General features: G+C 66.1%; 25 protein-coding genes and 1 tRNA gene. 9 read left to right on the forward strand and 17 right to left on the reverse strand.

Annotated elements, in window-relative coordinates:
• Positions 1 to 279: 279 nt before the first annotated feature.
• Complete coding sequence (locus ASD86_RS05495) at positions 280 to 927, reverse strand: response regulator (protein ID WP_056107951.1); 648 nt, start codon at positions 925 to 927, stop codon at positions 280 to 282.
• Positions 928 to 978: 51 nt separating this feature from the next.
• Between ASD86_RS05495 and ASD86_RS26445 the strand changes: the two genes are divergently transcribed.
• The 3 genes from ASD86_RS26445 to ASD86_RS05505 all read left to right on the forward strand — a co-directional run bounded on the left by ASD86_RS26445 (position 979) and on the right by ASD86_RS05505 (position 3,981).
• Positions 979 to 1,269, forward strand: a complete 291-nt coding sequence (locus ASD86_RS26445; RefSeq protein ID WP_157476193.1) for a hypothetical protein — start codon at positions 979 to 981, stop codon at positions 1,267 to 1,269.
• A 144-nt stretch (positions 1,270 to 1,413) separates the two neighbouring features.
• On the forward strand, positions 1,414 to 2,229 hold the full coding sequence (locus ASD86_RS05500; protein ID WP_056107953.1) for an isocitrate lyase/phosphoenolpyruvate mutase family protein: 816 nt from the start codon (positions 1,414 to 1,416) through the stop codon (positions 2,227 to 2,229).
• 291 nt (positions 2,230 to 2,520) lie between these two features.
• Positions 2,521 to 3,981: a TIGR04222 domain-containing membrane protein gene (locus tag ASD86_RS05505; RefSeq protein ID WP_056107956.1), complete on the forward strand. Its 1,461-nt coding sequence runs from the start codon at positions 2,521 to 2,523 to the stop codon at positions 3,979 to 3,981.
• Between the two features lie 237 nt (positions 3,982 to 4,218).
• Here the strand turns inward: ASD86_RS05505 and ASD86_RS05510 are convergent, their stop codons facing one another.
• A complete protein-coding gene (locus tag ASD86_RS05510) occupies positions 4,219 to 4,962 on the reverse strand; it encodes an SDR family oxidoreductase (protein ID WP_056109077.1) in 744 nt (247 codons plus the stop codon).
• Positions 4,963 to 5,196: 234 nt separating this feature from the next.
• Between ASD86_RS05510 and ASD86_RS05515 the strand changes: the two genes are divergently transcribed.
• Entirely contained in the window at positions 5,197 to 6,099 is a 903-nt protein-coding gene (locus tag ASD86_RS05515) for an AraC family transcriptional regulator (protein WP_056107959.1), read from the forward strand.
• A 24-nt stretch (positions 6,100 to 6,123) separates the two neighbouring features.
• Here ASD86_RS05515 and ASD86_RS05520 read toward each other — a convergent pair whose 3' ends face one another.
• From ASD86_RS05520 to ASD86_RS05555, 9 genes are all read right to left on the reverse strand, one after another.
• A complete protein-coding gene (locus ASD86_RS05520) occupies positions 6,124 to 8,553 on the reverse strand; it encodes an ADOP family duplicated permease (protein ID WP_056107962.1) in 2,430 nt (809 codons plus the stop codon).
• Positions 8,554 to 8,555: 2 nt separating this feature from the next.
• Positions 8,556 to 9,335, reverse strand: a complete 780-nt coding sequence (locus ASD86_RS05525) for an ABC transporter ATP-binding protein (protein WP_157476196.1) — start codon at positions 9,333 to 9,335, stop codon at positions 8,556 to 8,558.
• Positions 9,336 to 9,351: 16 nt separating this feature from the next.
• Positions 9,352 to 10,572 carry an HlyD family efflux transporter periplasmic adaptor subunit gene (locus ASD86_RS05530; RefSeq protein WP_235567682.1) on the reverse strand — a complete coding sequence of 407 codons (1,221 nt, stop codon included), beginning with the start codon at positions 10,570 to 10,572 and terminating at the stop codon, positions 9,352 to 9,354.
• Positions 10,573 to 10,610: 38 nt separating this feature from the next.
• Complete coding sequence (locus ASD86_RS05535; RefSeq protein WP_162253618.1) at positions 10,611 to 12,410, reverse strand: ABC transporter ATP-binding protein; 1,800 nt, start codon at positions 12,408 to 12,410, stop codon at positions 10,611 to 10,613.
• Positions 12,411 to 12,480: 70 nt separating this feature from the next.
• Positions 12,481 to 13,269, reverse strand: coding sequence for a lanthionine synthetase C family protein (locus tag ASD86_RS05540; RefSeq protein WP_056107972.1), 789 nt, complete (start codon positions 13,267 to 13,269; stop codon positions 12,481 to 12,483).
• On the reverse strand, positions 13,191 to 15,218 hold the full coding sequence (locus tag ASD86_RS05545; protein ID WP_056107975.1) for a hypothetical protein: 2,028 nt from the start codon (positions 15,216 to 15,218) through the stop codon (positions 13,191 to 13,193). Before ASD86_RS05545 ends, ASD86_RS05540 begins: the two co-directional genes overlap by 79 nt.
• Before the next feature lie 193 nt (positions 15,219 to 15,411).
• Positions 15,412 to 15,567: a class III lanthipeptide gene (locus ASD86_RS26450; RefSeq protein WP_157476198.1), complete on the reverse strand. Its 156-nt coding sequence runs from the start codon at positions 15,565 to 15,567 to the stop codon at positions 15,412 to 15,414.
• A gap of 736 nt (positions 15,568 to 16,303) precedes the next feature.
• Entirely contained in the window at positions 16,304 to 16,483 is a 180-nt protein-coding gene (locus ASD86_RS05550) for a hypothetical protein (protein WP_056107978.1), read from the reverse strand.
• Positions 16,484 to 16,526: 43 nt separating this feature from the next.
• Complete coding sequence (locus ASD86_RS05555; protein ID WP_056107980.1) at positions 16,527 to 17,444, reverse strand: LysR substrate-binding domain-containing protein; 918 nt, start codon at positions 17,442 to 17,444, stop codon at positions 16,527 to 16,529.
• 64 nt (positions 17,445 to 17,508) lie between these two features.
• Here ASD86_RS05555 and ASD86_RS05560 point away from each other — a divergent pair, with 64 nt between their 5' ends.
• A complete protein-coding gene (locus tag ASD86_RS05560; RefSeq protein WP_056107983.1) occupies positions 17,509 to 18,129 on the forward strand; it encodes a LysE family transporter in 621 nt (206 codons plus the stop codon).
• 66 nt (positions 18,130 to 18,195) lie between these two features.
• Here the strand turns inward: ASD86_RS05560 and ASD86_RS05565 are convergent, their stop codons facing one another.
• Genes ASD86_RS05565 through ASD86_RS05575 form a run of 3 tightly spaced genes read right to left on the reverse strand, consistent with a single transcriptional unit; the run spans position 18,196 to position 20,353 of the window.
• Positions 18,196 to 18,951 (reverse strand): tRNA(His) guanylyltransferase Thg1 family protein, encoded by a 756-nt coding sequence (locus ASD86_RS05565; protein ID WP_056107986.1) that lies wholly within the window; start codon positions 18,949 to 18,951, stop codon positions 18,196 to 18,198.
• Entirely contained in the window at positions 18,948 to 19,463 is a 516-nt protein-coding gene (locus ASD86_RS05570; protein ID WP_200957210.1) for an ATP-binding protein, read from the reverse strand. Before ASD86_RS05570 ends, ASD86_RS05565 begins: the two co-directional genes overlap by 4 nt.
• Before the next feature lie 32 nt (positions 19,464 to 19,495).
• Positions 19,496 to 20,353 carry a PA4780 family RIO1-like protein kinase gene (locus ASD86_RS05575; protein ID WP_036103231.1) on the reverse strand — a complete coding sequence of 286 codons (858 nt, stop codon included), beginning with the start codon at positions 20,351 to 20,353 and terminating at the stop codon, positions 19,496 to 19,498.
• A 96-nt stretch (positions 20,354 to 20,449) separates the two neighbouring features.
• On the opposite strand from ASD86_RS05575, the gene ASD86_RS05580 reads away from it, so the two are divergent.
• Complete coding sequence (locus ASD86_RS05580; RefSeq protein ID WP_056107993.1) at positions 20,450 to 21,160, forward strand: rRNA pseudouridine synthase; 711 nt, start codon at positions 20,450 to 20,452, stop codon at positions 21,158 to 21,160.
• A gap of 115 nt (positions 21,161 to 21,275) precedes the next feature.
• On the forward strand, positions 21,276 to 22,484 hold the full coding sequence (fabV, locus tag ASD86_RS05585) for an enoyl-ACP reductase FabV (protein WP_056107996.1): 1,209 nt from the start codon (positions 21,276 to 21,278) through the stop codon (positions 22,482 to 22,484).
• 145 nt (positions 22,485 to 22,629) lie between these two features.
• Here fabV and ASD86_RS05590 read toward each other — a convergent pair whose 3' ends face one another.
• Entirely contained in the window at positions 22,630 to 23,010 is a 381-nt protein-coding gene (locus tag ASD86_RS05590; RefSeq protein ID WP_056107998.1) for a VOC family protein, read from the reverse strand.
• A gap of 240 nt (positions 23,011 to 23,250) precedes the next feature.
• Positions 23,251 to 23,862, reverse strand: a complete 612-nt coding sequence (locus tag ASD86_RS05595; protein WP_157476200.1) for a hypothetical protein — start codon at positions 23,860 to 23,862, stop codon at positions 23,251 to 23,253.
• Between the two features lie 242 nt (positions 23,863 to 24,104).
• On the opposite strand from ASD86_RS05595, the gene ASD86_RS05600 reads away from it, so the two are divergent.
• Together ASD86_RS05600 and ASD86_RS05605 are read left to right on the forward strand one after the other, a co-directional pair.
• Positions 24,105 to 24,860, forward strand: coding sequence for a hypothetical protein (locus tag ASD86_RS05600; protein WP_157476202.1), 756 nt, complete (start codon positions 24,105 to 24,107; stop codon positions 24,858 to 24,860).
• A 177-nt stretch (positions 24,861 to 25,037) separates the two neighbouring features.
• Complete coding sequence (locus tag ASD86_RS05605; RefSeq protein ID WP_157476204.1) at positions 25,038 to 25,418, forward strand: DUF6180 family protein; 381 nt, start codon at positions 25,038 to 25,040, stop codon at positions 25,416 to 25,418.
• A gap of 317 nt (positions 25,419 to 25,735) precedes the next feature.
• Here the strand turns inward: ASD86_RS05605 and ASD86_RS05610 are convergent.
• Positions 25,736 to 25,825: transfer RNA gene (locus ASD86_RS05610), tRNA-Ser, on the reverse strand.
• Positions 25,826 to 26,074 lie beyond the last annotated feature (249 nt).

Below are 26,074 nucleotides of genomic sequence, written 5' to 3' on the forward strand. Positions count from 1 at the left end.
GAGCCGCGACCGCGCAACCTAAGACCACGACGCAACCACACGCAGCCGGCGTTGGCGCGATCGCCAGCGCACATCGCAACCGTCAGAACCAGATCGTGAAGATTCGGCTGCTGCGTGCACGCACCGGCTCATGCGATTTCGCGGTCGCAGCTTGCGCAGCTCCTACAGGAAGCTACGGGTGGCTACGTCTGCTCGGGTCAGACTGTAGGAGCGGCGCAAGCCGCGACCGCGTAACTCACAGCCGCGACGCAATTCCAACCCGACGCATCTCGCAAACCCTCAAAGCGAATGCGCGGGATCCGCCAGACCGTACTGCGCCGCCAGGCGCGCCAGCGCAATGCTGTCGTTGATCGCGAGCTTCTCGAACAAGCGCGTCTTGTGCGTGTTGACGGTCTTCGCGCTCAGGCTCAGGCGCTTGGCGATTTCTTCCTGACGGAAGCCCTGCACCAGCAGCAAGGCGATTTCCAGTTCGCGCGGCGACAATTCGTCGAACGGCGAAGCGCCGCCGTCGAGATTCGACAAGGCCAGGTTCTGGGCGATGTTGCTGGCCAGATAGCGCTTGCCGCGGGCCACGTCGCGGATCGCGCGCAGCAGTTCGCTGGCGTCGCCGCCCTTGCCGACATAACCCGATGCGCCGGCTTCGAGCAGGCGCTTGGGCATCGGCCCGTCTTCGAGCACCGAGACGATGATCACCCGGGTGCCGTGATCGCCCTTGACGATGCGCTCGGTGACTTCCAGACCGCTGACGCCGGGCAAGTGCAGATCGCACAGCACCACATCGGGCTTGAGTTTGCGGATCTGCGGCAAGGCCTCCTCGCCGCTCTCGACATCGCCGAGTACTTCGATATCCGTCTCCGCCGACAGGATCATGCGCATGCCGGTTCGCACCAGAGCATGGTCGTCCACGATGAATACACGGATGGTCATACGATCCCCAGAAAACACGTTCAGCCAACGTAAGCGAGGCTACGCGGCAGTATGAAACCGCGCAAGGCATTGATATTCATGACTCAACGACGCCGCCCCGATGCCGCACAAACTCCGGCTTGTCATACGCGAAAAAAGCATCCGTGCCGCGCCAAGCCGATCGCCTTGAATGATCTGCGTCACAACCCGGCATTGACTCACCGCAGTTGCCAGCGCTGGCACGCGGTAATGGTATCCGAGTCGTGCCGGGCAAACCCGGCGGCGGCCGACAATGGCGGGAAACCGGCGCTTCGTGTCGGTTACGCGATAATCCGCCCGCGCTGGAAAACCAAAACAGCATGACGCGAAGATGCGATCCAGTTCGCTTTTTAACGAGACGCGAGCCGCGCTTTCTCAGGTAAGTTCACGACCGAAAACGGCCGGCACCTCCAAGGCACGCATGCCATGCTGACCGCACGCCCCTCTCCCGCACCCGGAAACCCACTCATGAGCCGTCCGCAAACCGAACTCGCCACCCAGTTCCATGCCCTGCACCACGACGGCCTGCTGCTGCTCGCCAACGCCTGGGACGCCGGCAGCGCGCGCATGATCGAAAGCCTGGGCGCCAAGGCGATGGCGACCACCAGCGCCGGCGTGGCCTGGTCGCACGGCTATCCCGACGGCGACCTGTTGCCGGTGCGGCGGCTGGTGGCGACCGTCGCCGACATCGTGCGCGCGATCCAGATACCGCTCACCGTCGACGCCGAGGGCGGCTATTCGGACGATCCGGCCGCGGTCGCCGAAACCGTGTCGGGGCTGATCGACGTCGGCGCGGTCGGCATCAATCTGGAAGACGGCGGCCAGGATCCCGACCTGCTGTGCGCCAAGATCGAGCACATCAAGCGCGCGAGCGCGCGCCTGGGCATCGCGCTGTACCTCAACGCGCGCACCGACGTGTACCTGCGCGGCCTGGCGCCGCCGGAACAGCGCGTGGAAGCCACCCTCGCCCGCGCCGCGCGCTATCGCGCCGCCGGCGCCGATGGCCTGTTCGTGCCCGGCCTGACCGACGAAGCGCAGACCCGCGCGATCGCCAGCGAGGCCGGCTTGCCGCTGAACCTGCTCGCGCGTCCGGCGCTGCCGTCGGCGGAGGTCCTGCACACCTGGGGCGTGCGCCGCCTAAGCGCCGGCTCGGATATCGCCCAGTCGATGTACGCGCGCATGTCCGCGCTGGCCAGCGGCTTCCTGCGCGACGGCGATTCGCGGCCGCTCGCGGCCGAGGCGACGCCGTACTCGCAACTCAACGCTTTGTTCGAAGGCCGTTGAAGAAGCGGAGCGATTGCCCGCGATACCGGCGTATTCGCGCTTGCTCGCCACGCAGCGCAACGAACGCGCCGCTGACTAAAGCACCGACACCGAATGCATCGCATCGCGATGAGGCGATGCATTCGTTAATTTTTCGCCGTGCGTACAGCGGCGTGTCTAGCTACATCCGGCTATTTCGCCACGATCGCCGCCCACGTACCGTGCCGCCCAAGCTGGCACGGCGACGGATCGCACCCAACGCCGTACAGTGAAGACACCACGGTTCAATGGATGGACTAGCGGAGGATTGTCATGAGCGATCCGAACACCGCGGCGACGGACGCCGCGCAATGGACGAGCCAACAAAAAGCCTTGTGGAAACGCTTGCGCGAGCATCGTTTCGATGAGCCCGGTTCCGACGAATTCGCGCTGCGCGTGGCCAAGGACGCGCGACTGCAACTCGACGATGCCCACGCCGCGATCGAGGAATACCGGCGCTTTTGCTTTCTCGCGGTGGCCGCCGGCCATCCGGTCACGCCGAGCCAGCGGGTCGATCAGGTCTGGCATACCCACATCACCGACACCCGTGGCTATCACGCGTTCTGCCAGCAGGTGCTGAAGCAGCAGTTGCACCACGTGCCTTCGCGTGGCGGCGTCGCCGAAGACCGGCGCCACGAAGCGCAATACGCCGATACCCTGGACAGTTACCGGCGCTACTTCGGCCCGTTGCCCGAACGCATCTGGCCCGATGCGCGCATCGCCCAGAAAGTCCGCGCACTCAGCCGGGGCTCGGAACGCGAACCGTCCAACAGCCTGCGCTGGCTGGTGCGCCTGAGTTCTATCACCGCCATCGTCTACATCCTGCTGGCCTCGTACTGCGAACGCCTCAATCCCCTGCACTGGACCGGCGGCGCGTTCCTGCTGTGGTACCTGACCTTGATGTTTGCCTCGGTACGCCTGAGCGGCTGGCTACTGCGGCGTGCCGGCGATCATGGCGACCGCGCCACCCGCAAGGCCGAACCCTGGGAACTGGCCTACCTGGCCGGCGGCGCCAGTCGCGTCGCCGACGCGGTCGTGGCCGAGTTGCTGGCGCGCGATCTGGTCGTGCTCGAATTCGACCGCAAGGACCTCAACGCCGCGCGCCACAACGATCAGGTGTGGTTGCGTCCGCAACCGCTAATACCGGCGCAGATGGAGGCACTTCCGCCGATCCTGCGCGAAGCGATGGATACCATCATCGCCTCGCGCAAGAACCTCTCGCACATCCTCGGCCTGCTGCGCCAACGCTATGAAGGCATGGACGAGGAACTGCAGCGCGTGGGCCTGGCCAATACCACCGAGCAACGCTTCAAGGCCAAGCTGTGGTCGTTGGTACCGCCGGTGGCGGTGGTCGTATTGGGCGTGAGCAAGATCGTGATCGGCCTGCAGGGCGATCATCCGGTCGCATTCCTGATAGTGCTGACCGTGCTGATGATGCTGATCACCTTGGTGCGGATGGCGATCCCGGCCGACGCGACCAGCCGCGCCGGCGAATGGGAGTTGTACCGCGCACGCCGCCAGGCGAACGAGGCCCCAGGCGATGCGCTGACCTACGTCGCCCTGATCGGCCCTGCCGCGCTGATGGGCACGCCGCTGGAAAGCTACAACCTGGTGCGCGAACCGAGTGGTCACGGCGGCGTAGGCGGCGGAGATGGGGGTGGCGGCGGTGGGGGTGGCGATGGCGGCGGGGGCGGTGGTTGCGGCGGCGGTTGTGGTGGATGCGGCGGCAGTTGACGTCGGTGTTACGGTTCGCCGCGGCTCAGCTCAATCCGGCCCAACCCGACTCAAGCCATCGAAACCTCTGTAGCGCCAATGTAGACAGCCTGTGCCCACGGTATCGCGGCGACAGGCTGCTTTTTGAGGTCCTCGATCGCACGGCCGGATTAATCGGAACCGTTAGCGATGGCCTCGCATCGGGACAAACGCGCACCCGTTCGAGTGCGCGCGGATTCACCCCCATAAACCGCCGGATCAGAACGTCCCCGCCGTCGGCCGCACGATCACTTCGCTGACATCGACATCGGCCGGCTGTTCGATCGCGAACGCGATCGCGCGCGCGATCGCATCGGGCTGGATCGCGATGCGGCGGAATTCCTTCATGCCCTGCGCGGTGGCCGGATCGGTGATGGTGTCGGCCAGTTCCGACTCGACCACACCCGGCGAAATCGTGGTCACCCGGATCGTGTCGCTCTCCTGGCGCAGGCCGTCGGAGATCGCCCACACCGCGAACTTGGTCGCGCAGTACACCGCCGCGGTCGGCACCACGTAGTGCGCGCCCAATGACGCGACGTTGATCACCTGGCCCGATCCCTGCGCCTGCATCACCGGCAGGATCGCCGCGATCCCGTGCAGCACGCCGCGGATGTTCACGTCGATCATGCGGTTCCACTCGTCAAGCTTGAGCGCGCTCAGCGGCGACAGCGGCATGATCCCGGCGTTGTTGACCAGCACGTCGACGCGGCCGAATTGCTGCTGGGCGTAAGCGACGAACGCGGCGACATCGGCCGCGTCGGTGACGTCGAGCAGGCGCTGGCGGATCGATCCGCCGGTCGCGGTGATGGCCTGCTCCAGCGCCTGCAGCCGCTCGCCGCGGCGCGCGCCGATCACCACGTTGGCGCCGCGCTGCGCCAGCAGCTTCGCGGTGGCCTCGCCGATGCCGCTGCTGGCGCCGGTGATCAATACGGTCTTGCCGTGCAGAGAAGTGTTGTCGCTCATGTCGGTTTCCTCGTGTTCGGACGGCGGACGCGGGTCGTCCGGCCTGCGGCGAACTTTGAGGAACCGCGGCCCCGCGGCGATAGCACGATCGCCGCGCACTCTTGCACGATCCTCCAGACCCGCCCGCGAAGGCTTGTCCGGCCATCGCCGCGCGCGGATCATCGCCGCATCGGGCCGATCGGCGTAATTCGCTGAAAACCACGGCCCGCATCCCACCGAGGCGATGTTCCCATCATGACTGCCGCACACCTGCTCGCTCGCGCGATTGACCGATACTCCGACGGCGACGGCCTGCATCCGACCGCATTGCCGCGGGTTCAGCTGATCCGTTGCAGCCGCCCGGTCGATGCGCTGCACGAACTGCATCGGCCCGCGGTCTGCATCGTCGCCCAGGGCCGCAAGCGGGTGATCCTCGGCGATCGCATCTACGAATACGATCGCCAGCGCTATCTGGTGGTCTCGGTCGACGTGCCGATCATCGGCGAGATCGTTCACGCCAGCGAGGACGAACCCTATCTGTGCCTGCGCATCGATCTCGAACCGGCGCTGCTGAGCGCGCTGTGGATCGAATCGGGACTGCCGCCGGCGGTCGAGACCGCGCCTGGGCCCAGCCTGATGCTCAGCGACGCCACCGCCGATCTGCTCGATGCCGCGGTGCGTCTGTTGAATCTGCTCGACACGCCCGCCGACATTGCGATGCTGGCGCCGCTGATCGAACGCGAAATCCTGTACCGCCTGATCAAGGGCGAGCAGGCCTCGCGCCTGTACGACATCGCCCACGGCGAAAGCCGCGGCCGTCAGGTGCATCGCGCGATCGACTGGATCAAGCGCAATTTCCGCGAACCCTTCGACATGGCCGAACTCGCCGCGCACGCGCGTATGAGCGCCTCGGCCCTGCACGCGCACTTCAAGACCGTCACCCGCATGAGCCCGTTGCAGTACCAGAAGCAACTGCGTCTGCAGCAGGCGCGCGGGCTGATGCTGGGCCAGGCCATGGACGCGGCCAGCGCCGGCCACGCGGTCGGCTACGAAAGCCCCTCGCAGTTCAGCCGCGAATACGCGCGCCTATTCGGCGCGCCGCCGTTGCGCGACGTGGCGCGGCTGCGCGAACTGCCATCGGGCTTTCAGGGCACTTGAACCGGCGCCGCATGCGCGGCCGGCTCAATCCACGCGCAGCGCCTGCATCGGGTCCGAGCGCGCGACCCGCAACGCCGGCAGCGCGGTGGCCACGGCCGCGGCGAGCGCCAACACCAGCGCCACCGCCAGCATCGCCAGCGGATCGGCCGCGCCGACCCCGAACAGGAAACGCCGGATCACCCGCGCCGCCAGCAACGCCGCGAGCAAGCCCGCGCCCAGGCCGATCGCGACCTGCACCGCGCTGTCGCGGAACACCAGCGCCAGCAGACGCCGCGCGCTCGCGCCGAGCGCGGCGCGCACGCCGTACTCGTGACGGCGCGCGGCCACGTTGACCGACAGCACCGCATACAGCCCGATGCAGGCCAGCGACAGCGCCAGCAGCGAGAACAATCCGACCAGCAGCAACTGCAGCCGGCTTTCGCCCATCGCTTCATCGACCACCGAGCGCATCGAACGGATATCGCCGATCGGTTGCCGTGGCGCCGCCTCGGCCACGGCCTTGCGCAGCGCCGGCTCCAGGTTCGCGATCTGCCCGCGCGTGCGCACCGCGTAGTTCAAGGGGCCGAATTCGCGCATCGTGTTCCACAACTTGGGCGGCATCTGCGCGAGCGGCACGTACACGATCGGCGGCGCCGGTTCGGCCGGCCCGAACTGGCGCACATCGCCGACCACGCCGACCACCCGCATCGTCGGCATCGCATTGCCGTCGCCGCGGCCCATGCGCAGGGTCTGGCCCAACGGATCGCCCTTGAAATAGGCGCTCGCGAACGCGGCGCTGACCACGCACACCGGTTCGGCGCCGTGGCTGTCGCGCGCGTCGAACACGCGCCCGGCGCTGCTGGCGATGGCGAACAGCGCGAAGTAGTCGCCGTCGACCGGGCGGTACTGCGGCTGGATCGAGCGCCCGTCGGCCAGGGTCGCCGGCAGATTGAGCTGCGAGCCCAGCGGCAGGTTGCCGGTCACCGCGACCGACTGCACGCCCGGCAACGCGCGCAAGCGATCGAGCACCGCGCGCGTCTGCGCGTTGACCGCGTCGATGTCGGTGTAGATGCGCCGCACCGGCGCCAGCTTGAAGGTCTCCACCGAGGTCGCGTCGAACCCCAGCGGCACCGAATTCAATTCGTACAGGCTGCGCATGAACAAACTCGCGACCACCAACAACAATGCCGCCAGCGCCACCTGCGCGATCACCAGTACCCGCCCCAGACGCCCGGCGTGCCGGCTCAATCCGGAGCGGCCGCCGCCGACCAGTTCGGCGCTGAGGCTGCGCACGCGGCCGCGCCACACGCCCAGCACGGCCGCGAGCAACGCCACCAGCACGCCGATCGCCAGCGCGAACCAGCCGCCGGCCGCGACCAGCGCGATGCGTCCGCCAGGCAACCACTGCGGCGGCACCGAACCGCCCAACAGCCGCAGGCCGGCCCAGGCCAGCGCGATTCCGGCGACACTGCCGCAGGCGCCGATCAACAGCGCTTCGGCGAACGCCGGCATCGCCAAGCGCAGGCCCGACGCGCCCAACGCCGCGCGCACCGCGCTGTCGTGGGTGCGCACGATCGAACGCTGGATCACCAGGTTGGTCAGGTTGATCGCGGCGATCGCCAGCACGCACAGGGCCGCGGCGAAGAACAGCCACAAGGTCGCGCCGGTGGCGCCGGTGTAGAACTCGCGCAGCGGCATGGCGAGGTAACGCTGGCGCGACAGATGCTGGTACGCCTCCGGCGCCATGCCCGAGCGCAGGTCGCCGATCAAGGCGTGGATGCGCGCGTCGATTCGCGCGTTCAACCCCGCGGCCGGGCCGCGCAGGCGCGCGATCGCATACTGGTTGGTGTCCATGTCCTGGCTGATGGGCGCGAGCCGCATCGGAACCAGCAGGTCGAAGTCCTCGACCCAGGCGAAGTCTTTCGGCAGCACGCCGATGATCCGCGCCGGCTTGCCTTCCAGCACGATCGAACGGCCGAGCACGTTCGCATCGCCGCCGAACTGGGCGATCCAGAAGCCGTGGCCGATCACCACCACCCGGTCGCCTTCGGGGCGATCCTCGGCGTCGCTGAAATTGCGGCCCAGCGCCATGCGCACGCCGAGCGTTTGCAGGAATCCATGGTCGGCCAGCAACAACGGACTGACCAGCAACGCATCGTCGCGCACGACATTGACGTTGCGCACGAACGAGGAGGCGATGCCGCTGGCGGAAAATTCCGGCAGTTCGCGCAGGCTGCGCTGGATCGCCGGCGCGGCGACCACGCTGCCTTCGTAGTCCATGCCGATCGCGACCAGTTGTTGCGGCTGCGCGAACGGCAGCGGCCGCAGCAGTCCCTGATAGAGCAGCGAGAACACCGCGCAACTGGCGGCCACGCCGAGCGCGAGGGTCAGCGCCGCGACCAGCAGATAACCCGGCTTGCGCAGCAGATTGCGCCACGCGCGCAGCCATTCGCCCAGGATCAGCATCGCGGCCATGCTCACACCGCTTCCGCGTTGTCGGAATGGATGCGCCCGTCGAGCATGCGCACCACGCGCCCGGCGCGCGCGGCGAAGCTCGGATCGTGGCTGACCATGCACAAGGTCGAACCGCCGCGATGCAGATCTTCGAGCAGGCCCATGACCGCCTCGCCGTTGTGGCTGTCGAGGTTGCCGGTGGGTTCGTCGGCGAGCAGGATCGCCGGTTCGCCGACCAGCGCGCGCGCCACCGCCACGCGCTGCTGCTGGCCGCCGGACAACTGCCCCGGGTAGTGCCGCGCGCGATGCGCCATGCCCACCCGTTCGAGCGCGCTGGCTACGCGGCGGCGGCGCTCGTCGCGGCCGATCGCGTTGCGGTAGGTCAACGGCAGTTCGACGTTTTCCTCCACGCTCAGATCGGCGATCAGGTTGAACGACTGGAAGATGAAGCCGATCTCGTCGTTGCGGATCTGCGCGCGCGCCGCGCGGCCGAGCCCGGCGACATCGCGGCCGTTGAGCCAGTACTCGCCGCCGCTGGGCGCATCGAGCAGGCCGAGGATCGACAGCAGAGTCGATTTGCCGCAACCCGACGGCCCGGTGATGGCGACGAAATCGCCGCGCGCGATCTCCAGCGACACCGCCGACAGCGCGTGGGTCTGCACTTCGTCGGTATCGAAGACCTTGTCCAGCCCGCGCAGCCGGATCAGCGGCGTGGCGGCCGCGGCGGCGTGTACGGCCGACGCCTCGCCGGTCGCGGCAACGCCTTCGCCCTGAAGGGATTGGAAACTGGCTGCTGCGTTCATGCGCGCTCCGTAGTGATCAACGCACCTTGAGGGTGTCGTAGCGGTCCCACTGACTGGTTTCGGAAAGAATCACCTGATCGCCCGGGCGCAGGCCCGAACGCACTTCTATGCGATCGCCGGAGGCGCGGCCGTAGGCCACCTGCGTGCGCCGCGCGATATCGCTGCCGGTCGTCAGCACGAACACGCGCGAGCCCGAACCGGGCGTCGCGCTCGCGGCCCGGCCAATGCTCAGCACATCGCGCAGACGCGCCAGCACGATGCGGCCGTCGACCGACAAGTCCGGCCGCGCGCCGGAGGGCAGCGGACGCGCGAAACCGACGTCGACCGTGACCCGGCCTTCCTTGACCGCTGGGTCGATCCGGCTGATCCGGCCCTCGGCCACGCCGTTGTGGGTATCGACCTGCACCGGCAGGTCCAGGCTCAGGTCTTTGGCCTGCACTTCCGGCACCTGTAGCCGCGCGATCAGCACCTCCTGCCGCGCCACCCGCGCCAGGCTGGTGCCGAGCGGAACCTGTTGCCCGGGTTCAACGTCCATCTGCTGCAGGATGCCGTCGATGCCGGCGCGGACTTCCAGCGCGGCCACGTCCTGTCGCGCCAGTTCGAACGCACTGGCGACTTCATCGCGCTTGGCCTGCGCGGCGCGCATCTGCGCATCGAAGTTCTGCCTCGCCGCGGCGGCGCGGCGTTTTTCCACCGCGACCAGATTGCCATCCTGGACCAGGGTGATCTGGCTTTGCCGCAGTTCCATCTTCGACGAAGCGCCGGCCGCCTCGGCGCGCGCCTGCGCTTCGGTCTTGGCCTTGCTGATCTGGTACACCGATTCGGCCTTGGTCAGCGTCGCTTCCTGATCGAGCAACTGCGACTGCAAGGCGGTGCGCTGGGCGGCGACATCGGCATCGGCGCCGGCCAGCGCCGCGCGCGCCTTTTCCAGCGCGGCCAGCGCGGCCGGATTGCCGAGCCGCAGGATCACCGTATCCACGGCGACCCGCGCGCCCGGGAGCACCAGCACCTCCTGCACGGTGCCGGCGGTGGCCGCGGTGATCCAGCGCACGTCGCGCGGCACCAGGGTGCCGGTGGCGCGGATCTCATGCACCATGTCGCCGCGCGTGGCCGCGTCGATCCACAGGTCCGAACGTTGCGCGCTCGGCATCGCTTCGCCCAGGCCCATCAGCGCGGCGCTGATCGCGACCAGGGCCACGCTGCCGCCGGCCAGCCACCAGCCGCTTCGCTTCGGCATGAATCCGGTTTTTTTCGCTTTGATCACATCCATGACGCTCACTCCACCATGACCGGCTCGGCCGCCGGCTCCGGGTTCTGACGCGTGCGCAACGCGACCGCCAGGCCGTGGTCGCGGGCGATGAATTCGGCGTAGCTGGGACGTTCGACGATGCGTCCGTGCTCCAGCACCAGGATCACGTCGGCATTGCGCACGGTGGCCTGGCGATGCGCGACGACGAAGGTCGTACGCTGCCGCTTGAGCCGTTCGATCGCCTGCTGGATCAGCGCCTCGGCCGCGCCGTCGACCGCCGAGGTGGCCTCGTCCAGCAACAGGATCGGCGCATCCTTGAGCAGTGCGCGGGCAATCGAGATGCGCTGCCGCTGGCCGCCGCTGAGCTGCAGGCCGCGCTCGCCGATCTGGGTGTCGTAGCCGTCGCGCAGGCGTTCGATGAACTCGTGCGCGTGCGCGTCCCGCGCGGCGGCCTCGACTTCTTCGTCGCTGGCGTCCAGGCGGCCGTAGCGGATGTTCTCGCGCACGCTGGTGCCGAACAGGAACACGTCCTGCGACACCATCGCCACCGACTGGCGCAACGATTCCAGGGTGTAGTCGCGCACGTCGCGGCCGTTGATCCGCACCGCGCCGGCGCCGACGTCGTACAAGCGCGGGATCAGCCGGATCAGCGTCGATTTGCCGGCGCCGCTGTGGCCGACCAGGGCCACGGTCTGACCGGGTTCGGCGCGCAACTGGATGCCGGCCAGCACCGGCTCGTCGGCGCGGTAGGCGAAGTCGACCGCGTCGAACTCGACCACCGCGCGCTCGCTGCGCAGTTCCACCGCATCGTCGCGCTCGCGCAGGCTCGGCTCGATGTCGAGGATCTCGAACACCCGTCGGGACGCGCCGGCCGCCTGGCTGAAGGCCGAGTACTGCTGCGACAAGGTCACGATGCTTTGGGTGATGTTCTGCGAATACAGCAGGAACGCGACCAGACTGCCGGCGCTGAGCCGGCCGGCCATCACCTGCAGGCCGCCGTACCAGAAGATGGCGATGGTCGAACTGGCGGTGAGCAGCGAAATCAGGGCATTGAAGAATGCATCGGTGCGGCGCGCGCTCAGCACCACGGCGAGATAGCGGTTCATGCCGCTGCGATAGCGCTGGGCCTCGCGCGGCGCGCGCGCGTAGGCCTTGATCAGCTCGATTCCGGTCAGCGATTCCTGGGCGATGGTGGTCGAATGCGCCAGTTCGTCCTGGATCTTGGCCGACAGCCGGCGCAACACCGGACCGAAGCCGCGCGTGACGATCGTGGTCAGCGGCGTCACCGCCAGCACCAGCAGGCCCATGCGCCAGTTCATGCCCAGCATCACCACCGCCGCGCCGACGAACTGGAACAGGTTGATGACCACGTACACCGACAGATTGGCGACGATGTTGCGCACCGCGGCGACATCGTTGCCCAGCCGCGACAGCAGATCGCCGATGCGCTGCTGGATGTGATAGTCCAGGCCCAGCGTGTGCAGGTGTTCGAACACGCGCACGCGCAATTCGGCGACCACACTGTCGCCGACCAGTTGCAGGCGGAATTGGCCGAGGAAACCGAACACCGCGCGCAGCACGAAGATGCCGAGCAAGGCCAGAGTCACCAGGTGGATGGTCGCGGTGTCGCGCTCGGCCAGCATCTGATCGAACAATCGCTTGATCCCCAGCGGCAGCAGCAACCCGATCGCGGTGGCGATCATGATCAGCAGCAGCGACAGCGCGATCCGCCCGGCGTACGGCCGGGCGAACGCGTAGATGCGCCGACCCTGCGCGCCCAGCTCCAGCCCGTCTTCGCCTGCTTTCGCGCTCGTCGATGCGTTCATCGCTACGCGCATCCTTGCGCGCGGCCGAGCGAACCGGGATTCAAGCGATCGATCGCGATCGGCGCAGGCCTCATGACAAGGCCTCGCACGCCGGCTCCGGGCGATCCTGCGGCGCCCAGTCCGGCAACAGTTCGTCGAGCATGAACGAGGCGCCGTCGCGCTTGCGATACCGGTCCATCACCAGCGCCACGCCGGCGCCGCCGGTGCCGAAGTCGCAACTGATCCGGGTCAGCGATTCGCCCGGAAACGCCAGGCCGCCCTCGCGTTCGACCGGGAACAGCATCGCGCCGGCCAGCAACCGCCGGGTCGCCGCCATCGCCATCGATTCCCAGCGCGGGAAGCGCGCCATGTCCAGGTACATTTCCGCGATCCCGGCGATGCCGAAGAAATAGCCGGGAAAGATCGTGTACTTGCGATCGCATTCGATATGGATCTGTTCCAGCGGCACGGCATAATCGGTTTCGCCGCTCGCATGCCAGTAGCGCAGCAACACCCGGCCGATGCCGGAACTGCCCCAGCGCCAGTACGGGGTGAAGGTCGCGGTGCGGTCGCGCGCGCGCCAGGTCAGGCCGCCTTCGATGTTGCGCACCGATTTGTGCATCACCCATTCCATCGCCTGCTGCCCGGTCGCCAGGAACCGCTCCTCGCCGGTGGCGTAATGCAGGTACAGCAGGAACAGCGCGATGCCCGCCGCGCCGTGCGCCAGGCTGGACGACACGCCCTCGGGCGCATTCCAGAAGCAGCCCGGGAACAGCTCGGGATCGACCTCGCGGCTTTCGATCAGGAAATTGCCGACCTTGCGCGCCGCCTCCAGATACGCCTGGTCGCCGGTCTCGCGGAAGAACCGCAACTGCGCCATGCCCACCCCGATGCGCCGTCGAACAGGGTCGGCGAATTCCACAGCAGGCGATGCTCGCGGGTGTGCTCCATGGCCTCGATCGCCTCATCGCGCAGGCCCAGTTCCAGCATCGACCAGGCGATGCCGGCCAGCCCGGTGTACAGGCCCGGCGAATAAGTGCGTCCCTTGATGTTGAGGTTCTGCGCGCGGATCCATTCGATCACGCGCGGATCGACCGTGCCGCGCGCGCGCTGCATCACATAGGCCACGCCGCAGGCGCCGTGCGCGATGCTGAGCGGATTGGTGTCGAACACCATCGCATCGGCCGGATACAACCGGTCGTTGCGATCGAAATCGGCGACCGAGTCGGCGTAGCCCAGGATGCGTTCGATGGTCTGATCCAGATCGATCCGGTCCAGTTCATAGGTGCCGATGTTCGGTTCGCGCGGCTCGTGCTCGGCCGACAGCACCTCGATCACATGCTCCATGCCCGGCCGCTGTTCTTCGTCGGGGTGCAACAGCGCGAGGATCAGTTCGGCCAGATCGTCGGGCAGGTCGAAATCGCGCCGGCACGCGTCGATGTAGCGCCGGTGCGCGTCGCGATCGAGCACCAGCAGCGAATTCATCGGGAACAGGCCGGCCATCATCAGCCCGCCGATCGAATAGTAGTCGTCGCGCTTGGTCGACATGCCGCGGTCGGCCGCCTGCTGGGTCGAAAACCCCGGGGTCATCAGATGGGTGGGCACATCGATGCCTTCCTCGTACGCGCCCTCGAAGTCGATCAGCTTCAAGGTCGGATACTGGTCGTCGCTGTCGCGCATGAACACCATCACGTTGGCCATCGACAGATCGCTGAAGACGATGTTGCGGTCGTGCAGCGCCTTGACCATCTTCGCCAGTTCGATGAACAAGTGGCGATAACGGCGGTAGTACTCGCGCGCGTACTCGACGGTCGGCCGGGTGCGCAACAGCAGGCCGATCTGCAGCAGATGGCCGCGCAAGGTGTGGCTGCCCTCCAGGTATTCCTCGACCAGGTAGGCGTGCTCCCAGTCGAGGAAGAAATCCAGCGGCTTGGGCGCGATCCCGAGATCGGCGATCAGGCCGAGCAGACGGTGCTCCTTCTTGAGCAACTGCATCGCATCCAGGCCGCGCGCCGAGACGTTGGTGTACGGCCGGCCTTCCTTGATCACGACCTCGCGCTCGCCGTGGCGGTCCCAGGCCAGGTACACGCTGCCCGGATTGCTCGACGCCAGCACTTCGCGCACTTCATAGCGTCCCTTGCACAGGGTGCCGTCCTCGCCTTCGTCGACGCTCGCCGCGGAGGGCTGCTCGAACGGATCCTGCACGCCGTCGGGCAGATGGAAGAACGGCGTGCGCTCGTCGTCGATGTAGTTGCCGTCCTGATCCTGGATCACATGCACGGTGCGGCCACTGACGTCCAGGCGCTTGACCGGCAACAGACCGCCATAGCGGTAATGCACGATCCGGCTGTCCTTGTAGCGGCGGTCGGACAGGATGTACGGGCCCCAGTAACCGATCGTGGCCCGATGCAGATCCTCCAGCAACTCGGCGCAATGCTCGGTGCTGGTGGGATAGACAGTGATGAACTTTCCGGCCGCGCCGCGCGACCAGCGCTTGCCGTTGGACAGATGCAGCAAGGTGCGGTCGACCAGGAATTTGAAGGTGACCCGGCGCTCGATCATCATCCGCGCCACGGTCATCAGGATCGCCGGCGAATGCGCGGGCGTGGCCGACAGATGGATCTTCCAGCCCTGCGCGGGAATCTGCGCGCCCTCATAAGCGCAACCCCACCAGACATTGTGCTGGTCGATGCGCCAATCGGGCGGAAGCAGACGCCGCACCTGCGCGTGGTAATCGCCGAGCAAGGGTTGATAGCGCGACATGGGTTCGTAGAACTCCTTGCTCGCCATCGAGAACAGCTGTTTGTCCTGTATCAGCAGCTCGCCCATGCCCCATCCCCTGGTTGATTGATTGTCCGTGCGCGCACTCGCGATGGTCGCGGCGAGCGATAGTGGTTGTCTGCCCGAAACCCGCGCTCGGCGCGCGCACGCGGTCGATCGCGCGTCGCCGTTCGCGTCGTCGGTGCTGCTTGATCGATTGGAGCCCGGGGAGGCGTTGCCTCCCCGGGGCTCCGACCACGACTCAGACCGCGATGGTCACTTCGCCGCTGCACAGGCAGCTGCCGTTGCTGCTGGTCGAGCAGTTGCAGCCGGCAAAACTGCTGGTGCTGTCGCCGGCGGCGCCGTCGCTCGGATCGGCGCTGATGGCGAGCTTCTGCAGGTTCAAGATGCGGTTCATGGGTCTATCCTCCTTGAGATATCGATTAAAGGACGCAGCGATTGCGTCCCCACGTGATCCCGTCCGCCTCCGTCCTGGAAGCGTGCAGGCGTGCCGGCTCCGGCGCGCGCTCAGTCCCGGCGTGCGTTGCATCGAGCGCCGAAGCACTCGACTTCACCATCGGCTGTCCATGGCCGACGGTTCATGCACGTGCATCCACGCGAATTTCTTTCTCTCGCCGCGCTATCCGGCTGGAGCTGAGAAACCGCGTAAAAAAGCCCCGATTGCACACCGGGGCCGCGTTCGTTGGGACACAGGGGACATGACGGTGAGCGCACGACAACGCACGCGGCGCGAAAACTCGCACGCACGGCGCAGGCTCGGCGGAATCGCCGGCTCGGGCGCATCAAGCGCGATAGAAAAAGAAACGAGCGCGTCCATAGAACGAGTGATCCTTACTCGCCATCCTTATCGACGCCGCATCACGGCGCCGCCCCTGTGGCGAGTCGCTCTGATCGCTGCGTCGCACAAAAAACCGGCCATCGGCCTGCTTTCGTGTGCGAGCGAATCACCTCGCCGTGAAGCATTCAAGCACGCGCAAACACACGCATCTGCGACATGCACAACAAATTCGGCAACGAATCGAGAACTGGCTTGCACATTGCAAAACGCATTCGAGCGCGATCGGCATTCATGTCGAATGCGAACGCGCCGCGGGCGGAGTCATGCATAAGTTAAACAAGCTGACTGTCGCGAATCAGGGATCGCACATCGCGATGCCGATTCCTTCCTGCATGGGGAGAACACAGGATTCGGCGGCGTGTTCATTCAGCTGCGTCAGGCGATCGGCGAGCGTGGCTGGCCACCCGATCGGGTTACGCGCACGCACCACCGGCCGCGACGGGACGGTTTTTTTTTCGCGCCAGGCCGCGGCCATCGGCCGTTTTCATGGCCGGCGCTTCCGCGCCGCATCGGCGTATTCAGGCTTGCGAACGCAGCCAGTCGAGCAGATGCGCGGCATCGGAGTCCGGCGCGATCGGCGCCGGCGACAACAGGTGATACGCGCTGCCGTCGGCGACGAAACCGAACGGCGCTTCGAGCAGGCCGGCATCGATCTCGTCGCGCACCAGCTGCCACGGCCCGATCGCCACACCGACCCCGGCCGACGCCGCCTGCAGGCTGAAATAGAAATGCTCGAAACGCTGCGAAGGCGCGTCGGCCAGGTCGCGGCCGCTCGCGCGCGCCCAATCATTCCACGCACCCGGCCGGGTCGCGCTGTGCAATCGCGTGGCCCGCGCGCGCAGGCGCAGGCGCGAACCGGTACCGCTCACGACCTGAGCACTCAGACGCGGGCTGCACACCGGCCCGATCCGTTCCTCGAACAGGAACTGCGCATGCACCCGCGCATCGCGCTCGAAATCGTCGCGCCGGATCGCCAGATCGACCTCGCCGAATCCGACCGGCCCGCCGCCGGCGACCAGCTGCAGCGCGATCCGCGGATGCAGGGCATGCAACGACGGCAACCGCGGGATCAGCCAGCGCATCAGCAAGGTCGGTTCGCACGACAGCACCAGCACCGGCGAACGCGGCGTGCTGCGCAGCGCATGCACGGCGGCGGCGAGCCCGTCGAAGGCCGACGCCGCCGCGTCGCGCAAGGTCGCCCCGGCCGCGGTCAGATGCACGCGCTGGTTGCGGCGCTCGAACAAGGCCACGCCGAGCGCGTCTTCGAGCGAACGCACCGCGCGGCTGATCGCGCCGTGGGTCAGGTGCAGTTCCTCGGCGGCGCGGGAGAAGCTGCCCAGCCGCGCGGCCGCCTCGAAACAGCGCAAGCCGCCCAGCGGCGGCAGCGGCGCCCTGCCCGATCGTGAATTTTTCTCACTACCGTCGTGACTATTCATCGTTTGTCGCCCTGGCCGCACCCGACTAATTTAGCGCCTAACTCCGATACGCGACGAATCGCCCATGCAGGAACTGTTAGCCGTACTCACCATCACCGTACTGGCCGTGATCAGCCCCGGGCCGGACTTCGCGATGGTGTCGCGCAACAGCCTGCTGCGCTCGCGCCGCGCCGGCCTGTTGACCGCGCTCGGCATCGGCCTGGGCGTGTGGGTGCATGTGGCCTATACCCTGCTCGGGGTCGGGCTGGTGATTCAGCAGTCGCTGCGCCTGTATGCGGTGCTCAAGATCGCCGGTGCGCTGTACCTGATCTACCTTGGTTGGAAAATGCTGCGCGCGCCCGCGGCCGACGCATCGGCGGCCGACTCCGACACCGCCGGGCTGTCGGATCTGGCCGCGCTGCGCGTTGGCTTCCTGACCAACGCCTTGAACCCGAAATGCACGGTGTTCATTGTCAGCCTGTTCCTGCAGGTGGTGCAGCCGAGCACGCCGCTGGCGACGCGAATCGGCTACGGCGCGTTCGTATCCGCCACCCACGTGCTGTGGTTCGGCCTGGTGGCCTTGTTGTTTTCGGGCGGAGCGCTGAAAGCGCGACTGCTGGGCGCGCGCCGCTGGATCGACCGCGTGTTCGGTGCGGTGCTGATCGGGTTCGGTGGGTTGTTGGCGGGGTCTCCGCTGAGGCGTTAAGGCCGATGCCGCGGCGATGATCGGCGGCGTCCGTGCAATCGCCGATCACCGAATGACGCGATGCCATCAGATCACAAAGCCGCGCACGTACTCGGCGTACGCCTCGCCGAGCGGTAATTCGAGGTTGCGGCTCAGCCGTCGGCGTTGCGCAGTGATCGCTTCGCCGGTCTTGGGATCCAACGCGGGCTTTTGGTAATCCTCCCAATGGATCGCCGTGCCGCGCTTCTGCCAGGCCGGCAGATCGTTGAACTGGATGCCGTGCTGGAACAGCAGTTCGTTCTTTCCGGCGGTGGACAGGCCGAGCAAGGCCTGGTTCGCGGCCTGTGCGCTATCGCCGCGCTTGCGCAGCAGCCAATAGCAATGCGCGCTGAGCGCATTGCGATGTGCATCCTCATGGCGCCAGCGGAAGTACTCGATCACACTCGCTGTCGAAGGCAATTGCGACACCCGCGCGTCGAAAACACCCACGCCGCCCAAGCCCAGGCTGAACTTGGCGCTGGCCTCGCCGGCCAGCACCGAGATCAGCTTGCGGGTCTTGCGACCGAAGCTGTTGTCGTCCTGTCGCAGCAGCAGAGAGATTTCATCGCTCTGGGTATAGCCATACACCGCGCTGACCCCGCACTCCATCAGGTGGGTGACGGTATCGAGCATCAGGTCGCGAAAACAAGGGTCGAACGGCGCTTCGAACGGCCAGGTTTCCTTGGTAAGGCGGGTGAAGTTCTTGCCGTCCAGGCGTACCACAATATGCAGACCAGGCAGTACGCAGTGGTCATGAGCGGTTTCGTAGACGCGCATGCGCGCATCGAGATTTTCGAACTTCATCGCACGCCTTCACTTTCAGATTCATAATCGGTCACGATGCAGCCGCCATCGCGCACCTGCACCGTGTAGAGCTGTTCGAAGCCTTCCGCCCAGGCCGGCGGTTGCAATCGCTTCAGGGTCGCGCGTATCGCGACCTCCGGCACCCGAGCCTTGCCCTCGCGCTGGGCGTTGCGCGACAGCAAGTCGTCGTAGGGCACGTCGAAATAATAGCCCCGCACCGCGAAACCATGCTCACGCGCCTGGACGATGTAAGCGGCGCGTTCGTCGCGGGTCGGGTTTGTGTTATCGACCACGAAGTGCTGTTTCATCTCGAAACAGGCGCGCAGCAACAGCCGCTCGCGATGGCGGGTCTTGAGCATGTCCAGATTGACCCGCACGTGGGTGGCGAAGAATCGGTCGAGATAAAAACGCGACTTGCCCGCGCCCTGGGCGCCGATGAACAGAACCATTTCCATGCCGCGCCGCGCCCGCCCTGACCGTATAGCCATGACTGTACCGGAGCCAGGCGGCATCATGCCGCCCCGGACAGACCGAAGCGCGCGCCCTAATCCGCCTCGGCCGCCGCCTCGCGCCCCTGCTGCCGGATCAGCGCTTCCTCGCGCGCGTCGTTGATCGCGTGACGCACGCTGTCGACGTCCACCGCCGATTCGTCGTGGACGAACACGCCGGTCAGTTCGCTGTCCGGATGCAGATCGCCGGCCACGAACAGCGCCCACATTTCCTCGCCGTACCAGGTATCGAGCAGCTCCGGCGCCCATGCGCCGAGGCTGGCGGTGAGGTTGTTGACGTCGCGCAGCAGCATGGTGCGCGCGGCGTTGTTGCCGGCCGCGCTGACCACCTGCGGGAAATCGATGATGACCGGGCCGTCCGGCGCGACCAGCACGTTGTATTCGGACAGATCGCCGTGGATCAGGCCCACGCACAGCATCTTGACCACCTGGCGCACCAGGAAGCGGTGGAAGCCGCGCGCCTGGTCAGGCGCCAATTCGACCTCGCCCAGGCGCGGCGCCGAATGGCCGTCGGCGTCGGTCACCAGTTCCATCACCAGCACGCCGTGGAAATAGCCGTGCGGCTCGGGCACGCGCACGCCGGCCTCGCGCAACTGGTACAGCGCGTCGACCTCGGTGTTCTTCCAGGCGGTTTCCTGCTGCTTGCGGCCGTATTTGCTGGCTTTGCCGATCGCGCGCGCCTCGCGGCTGCCGCGCACCTTGCGCCCTTCCTGATACTGCACGCGCTGCTGGAAGCTGCGCTGGGCCATGTCCTTGTACACCTTGGCGCAGCGGATCTCGTCGCCGCAGCGCACGACATACACCGCGGCTTCCTTGCCGCTCTTGAGCGGGCGCATCACTTCGTCGATCACGCCGTCGTCGATCAGCGCCTGCAAACCGGGTGGAGTCTTCATATCGTCCTGTGAGTGAAGCCGTCGCCGGTTGCGGGGGATTTCCGGCGCGACAGGCGTATATCTTTACACTTGCCGCTTCCCACATCGACTTTCCTCATGTCCGAACCCGTCCGACTCGATAAATGCCTGGCCGAATTGATCGGTTGTTCACGCGCGCAGGCCCAGCAATACATCGAGGGCGGCTGGGTCCGGGTCGATGGCAAGGTGGTCGAGGAGCCGCAGGCGCCGATCATGGCCCAGCGGGTCGAATTGGACCCCGATGCGCGGGCCGAGCCCGCCGAGCCGGCCACCATGCTGCTGCACAAGCCGGCCGGGCTGCCGTTCAACGAGAGCGCCCGCCTGGTCGTGCCGGTCAACCACGCCGAGGGCGATATGTCGGGGGTGCGCCGGCTCAAGCGCCATTTCCAGCATCTGGCCCCGCTGATGCCGCTCGATGCCGACGCCAGCGGGCTGGTGGTGCTGACCCAGGACCCGCGCGTGCGGCGCAGGCTGAACGAGGATTACGCGCAGCTCGAACAGGAGTTCCTGGTCGAGGTCAACGGTCAGCTCGCGCCATACGGGTTGAAGAAGCTCGCCCACGGCCTGAATTACCTTGGCCGCCCGCTGCCGCCGTGCAAGGTCAGCTGGCAGAACGAGATCCGGCTGCGGTTCGCGGTCAAGAACGTGCAACCGGGCCAGTTGCGGCACGTCTGCGGCGAGGTCGGCCTGGAGGTGGTATCGACCAGACGCCTGCGTATCGGCCGCATTCCGCTGAGCAAGATGCCGGTCGGCGAATGGCGCTATCTGCCGGTCGACGAGCGCTTCTGACGCCGATTCGCGGGCGTCGTCGCGCCCCATCCTGCGCGCCCTCACCTACCACCCGCGCATTAGTCGATGGCAGGTACTAAACTGCCGGCCATCGCCCAGTGACGAGGTAATCGAGTTGATCATTCAGCCCAAGGTTCGCGGCTTCATTTGCACCACCACGCATCCGCTCGGCTGCGAACTCAATGTCCGCGATCAGATCAACGCCACCGTCGCCCGCGGCGTGCGCGCAGACGGTCCGAAGAAAGTGTTGGTGATCGGCGCGTCCAGCGGCTACGGCCTGGCCGCGCGCATCACCGCCGCGTTCGGTTTCGGCGCCGACACCCTCGGCGTGTTCTTCGAAAAGCCCGGCACCGACAAGAAGCCCGGCACCGCCGGCTGGTACAACTCGGCCGCGTTCGACAAGTTCGCCAAGGCCAAGGGGCTGTACAGCAAGTCGATCAACGGCGACGCGTTTTCCGACGAAGCGCGCGCCCAGGTGATCGAGCTGATCAAGAACGAAATGGGCGGCCAGGTCGACCTGATCGTCTACTCGCTGGCCTCGCCGGTGCGCAAGCTGCCGGGCGGCGGCGAACTCAAGCGCTCGGCGCTCAAGACCATCGGCGAGCCCTACACCTCGACCGCGATCGACACCAACAAGGACACCATCATCCAGGCCACGGTCGAACCGGCGACCGAGCAGGAAATCGAAGACACCGTGACGGTGATGGGCGGCCAGGACTGGGAACTGTGGATCGACGCGCTCGAACGCGCCGACGCGCTGGCGCCGCGCGCGCGCACGGTCGCCTTCAGCTACATCGGCACCGAGATCACCTGGCCGATCTACTGGCACGGCGCGCTCGGCAAGGCCAAGGTCGACCTCGACCAGACCGCGCAGCGACTCGATGCGCGCCTGAGCCAGAAGCTCGGCGGCGGCGCCAACGTCGCGGTGCTCAAGTCGGTCGTCACCCAGGCCAGTTCAGCGATCCCGGTGATGCCGCTGTACATCTCGCTGGTGTTCAAGGTGATGAAGGAAAAAGGCCTGCACGAAGGCCCGATCGATCAACTCGACCGCCTGCTGCGCGAACGCATGTACCGCCAGGACGGTCAGGCGCCGGAAACCGATTCGGAAAACCGCCTGCGCCTGGACGATTGGGAACTGCGCGAGGACGTGCAGAGCGAATGCAAGGCGCTGTGGCCGCAGGTGACCACCGAGACCTTGTTCCAGCTCACCGACTACGCCAGCTATAAGCACGAGTTCCTCAAGCTGTTCGGTTTCGAGCGCGACGATGTCGACTACAGCGCCGAAGTCGACCCCGAGGTCAGCTTCGACTGCATCGAGCTGTAAGCCGCGGAACCAGCACACAGCGTCCGGCCCTTGCGATGCAGGGGCTGGAACCGCTTCCGCGTTGCATTGCGCACCCGTCCTGCGCCGTAATCGTGAATCGCCGCGTCGAACGCGGCGATTCGCGCGTAGGCCGTCCGCCTGCCCCTCACTCCATCGAATGCACGCCGATCGTATTGCCTTCGGTATCGGTCAGCAGCGCCGCGAAGCCGTACTCGCCGAGGGAGAACTTGTCCTTGTCGACCGTGCCTCCATGGGCGACCGCACGCCCGGCTTCGACCGCGCAATCGGCCGACATGAAGTACACGATCGTGCCGCTGCCGCCCACCGGCGCGCCCGGCATATGCACCAGCGCGCCCGACGCGCCGTTGCTCTGATCCATCGCACCGGGGAACGCCCACATCTGCCAATCGGCATCGGGACCTTCGAGTTTTTCCAGCATGAGCGCGAACACGCCCTCGTAGAACGCGCGGGCACGCTCGATGTCGTTGACGTAGATCTCGAACCAACCTACCGGCTTGACTTGCATGGCATCGCTCCTTAACGGGTGGGAATCGTGGAAAACCGCATGGCTTCCACTAAGGCGACGATCAAGCAGCGGCCGAATCGACACTGCCGCGAAAAAACTTCGCGCGGGCGCGGCGGCCGGAATCGCTAGCGCGGCCGTTGCGGGTCGTTGTAGACAAGTGGCTATGCGATTGTCCGGCAATCCCGTGTCGTCGGAGCCAGCACCATCATGGGACCCCGCCGCGATGCGGCGTCCGCGCCGCTATAAGGTATCGACGATCCGCCGCCGGCTATTTTTAACTTGCTTGCGCTGCTGCGCGAGCTTGTCGCGGAAATAGTCGGCCGAAGCCAGAATCGCCGCCCGCGCCTGCTCTTTCTGTTCCGCCGGCGCCGCGTCCAGCCGCGCGGCCAGCTCGTGAAACTGGCCGATCAACTCGTCGAGATCGTCGATGACCGCGCGCTCACCGTTCTTGAGATGCTCGATCAATTGCGGAATTTCGCTATAAGAACCCAGCGATACCGAAAACCGGGTCGGATCGAACATCTGCCCGAACTTGTCGGCCAGCTGATACAGCCCCGCGCAAATGTGGTGCTCGTGGTAACTGCCCATCAGCTTGGATCGCGCGTCGTACAGATAGGCAGCGAGTTCGTGATCGTCCTTGGAAAAGCGCACTCCGACCAAATACGAATCGGCCAGAGACAATGCCCGATCGAGTTCGTCGGCCAACTGCCCGGTTACGTCGCGAATCTGCTGCCGCGCCGCGGCATTGGCGCCGGCGCCGAGGGTGATGAGGGATTTGCCTGCTTCCAGAAAGGCTTTGATCGTCGACATGTCGCATCCTTGGACGGGTGATGGCCGGATCGGTTCGTGCAACAGCGTCGCGCCGTCGGCTCATCTGCGATCTCTGCTTGCGGAAACGTGACGGCAAGCCGGAAGCGGTCACACGGCCAGGTTTAGACGGGCACAAAGAGATATCTCACCGGTCAAGCAACGTCGCCGCCAGCCGGCTCAGGTCACGGCATCGATCCGGATCAACTTGCAATCGCGCGCCTGTTGGACCGAGTATTTCTCGTCTGCAAACGTATTCCTTGCTCGTGTTGATCATCGAGGCGGTCATGGCAGAGTTCGATTACCTGGAATACAGCCTCATCAGCGAGCACATCGCGGCCGAGCACAAATCGGCGCGCGCCTGCATTCACAACGACTCGGTCGCCGAAATCGAACAAGTAGGCGAAGCGATACTCGACTCCAGCCTGGTCGCCGTCACGAAGGATCGCTTGCTTCTCCAGCAAGAAGGCGCGGTAAACAGCGCGATAAGGCGCCATCTGATCGACAGCGGCTTCGGGATACTCACCAAGGACAAAAGCGGCGCCTGCTTTTTTCAACTAGGGAACAACATCACGCCGGCCGGTGATTTCCCGGTCACTTCCGACTCAATACCGGACGTGATCTTCGACCGCGACGGAAAACGGATCGAACTGAAGACCACCGCGCTTTTCGTATCGAAAAGCGCGATTCCGGAGGATTTCTTCAGCAAGGATCTGAACCAACTGACCGATCGCGACCAGGAACAGGACCGCAACCATTGGGAAGGCGCTTCGCGCGACTACCGCAACGCGGAAATGGCGTTGATCATCGGGGATCGGGACATCATCGTCCGCGACAAAAAACTCAACGCCTTGCTGGGCAAGAAGTTCTGGGCCGAACCGGGCTTGTCGTACAACCGCCACACGGGCGTAAATGGCACCTGCTTTATCGTGCGGTCGGCTCACTACGATCAGCCTTTGTCGATCACGGACAAGAAAGGAAATAACCGCGTCATTCTCGAGGCCATGGCGATCCTTGCGTTTCCCGCCCGCAAAGACTGGTAAGTCAGATCGCATCGCGCAGAACACAACGGCCGAAAGCTCACGGACGCTCGCAGCGCATCCAGTGGCGCGGCAATGCGCCATCCCTCATCCGGTGCGCCGTCGCCCGTACACGGAACCTACACCAGCCCCGTCAGGAAATGAGATAGCTTGTTGCCGGACCTCAACCGGGAATTCGCCATGAACCTCGCACTTCCGCTATTAGGCGCTGCCTTGCTGCTCGGATCATCCACTGCTGCACTGGCGCAAGAAAATAATTTCAATGTCACTTATCACGTCGAGCGCACGCCCGCCGCTCGATTGAGCCTGGACACCTGCAGCGGCGTCGTGACCAAGGCCGCGCAGCGCGCCGGATTGCGCGCCAATTCGCAGAGCACTCCGGGCAAACTCGTGACCGTCGTGGGCGGGTCCGAATCCAGCGGAACGTTTGTCGTTCATTGCATTGCAGTCGATGACAAGACCGTCAGCGTAGTGCAAGGCATCGACTATCAACCGCAGAAAGGCGCGCTCGGCAGATTTGCCGATCAGGCGTTCGCCGCGCTGAAGGCGGCTGTGAAATAGCTGCCTCAACACGCTTGCGCTTCGGCGGCGTGACCTATTCCAGACGCAGTCGCCAGATCGACGGCAGACCTTTCGTATTCACTGGCGACAGGACGCCGGCTGCCCATATGCCGACCGCGATCATGTCGGGCAACGCGTTCCATCGTCGTTAGCGACCCGTGGGATTCGCGCGCATGCGGCTGCGACGACATGTCAGCCTAGGGGCGCGCGTTTCAATTGGGTCGAGGTAACTATGGATCAGCCACCAAGACCGTTCAGTCGCCGAGCACCAGCAGGACTCGCCACCAGAGACGACGACGCCATCAAGCCAGGGACGATGGCGGAGAGAGTGGGATTCGAACCCACGGAAGGTTTGACCCTTCGGCGGTTTTCAAGACCGCTGCCTTAAACCACTCGGCCATCTCTCCGTAATTACAGCTCCCCGGGTACGCACGAAGGCGATCTCCGGCGACCGATCATCGCGCGTTCGGCGGTTAAGCCCAAACGCCGGATCGATCAGGGACGGCCCGTTGCGGTGCCGCCCCCAAGGCGCCCGGTCTGGACCGGGCGCGGGGCATTCTCTCATGCCGGAGCGGAAATCTTCACCGGCTTGTCGTGCTTCTTGCCGTCGCGGCCGGCGATGCTGTCGGGGCACGGGATACCCTTGATGTCGCTGC

Origin of the sequence: Lysobacter sp. Root690 (genome assembly GCF_001427785.1) — a bacterium.
Taxonomy (GTDB): domain Bacteria; phylum Pseudomonadota; class Gammaproteobacteria; order Xanthomonadales; family Xanthomonadaceae; genus Lysobacter.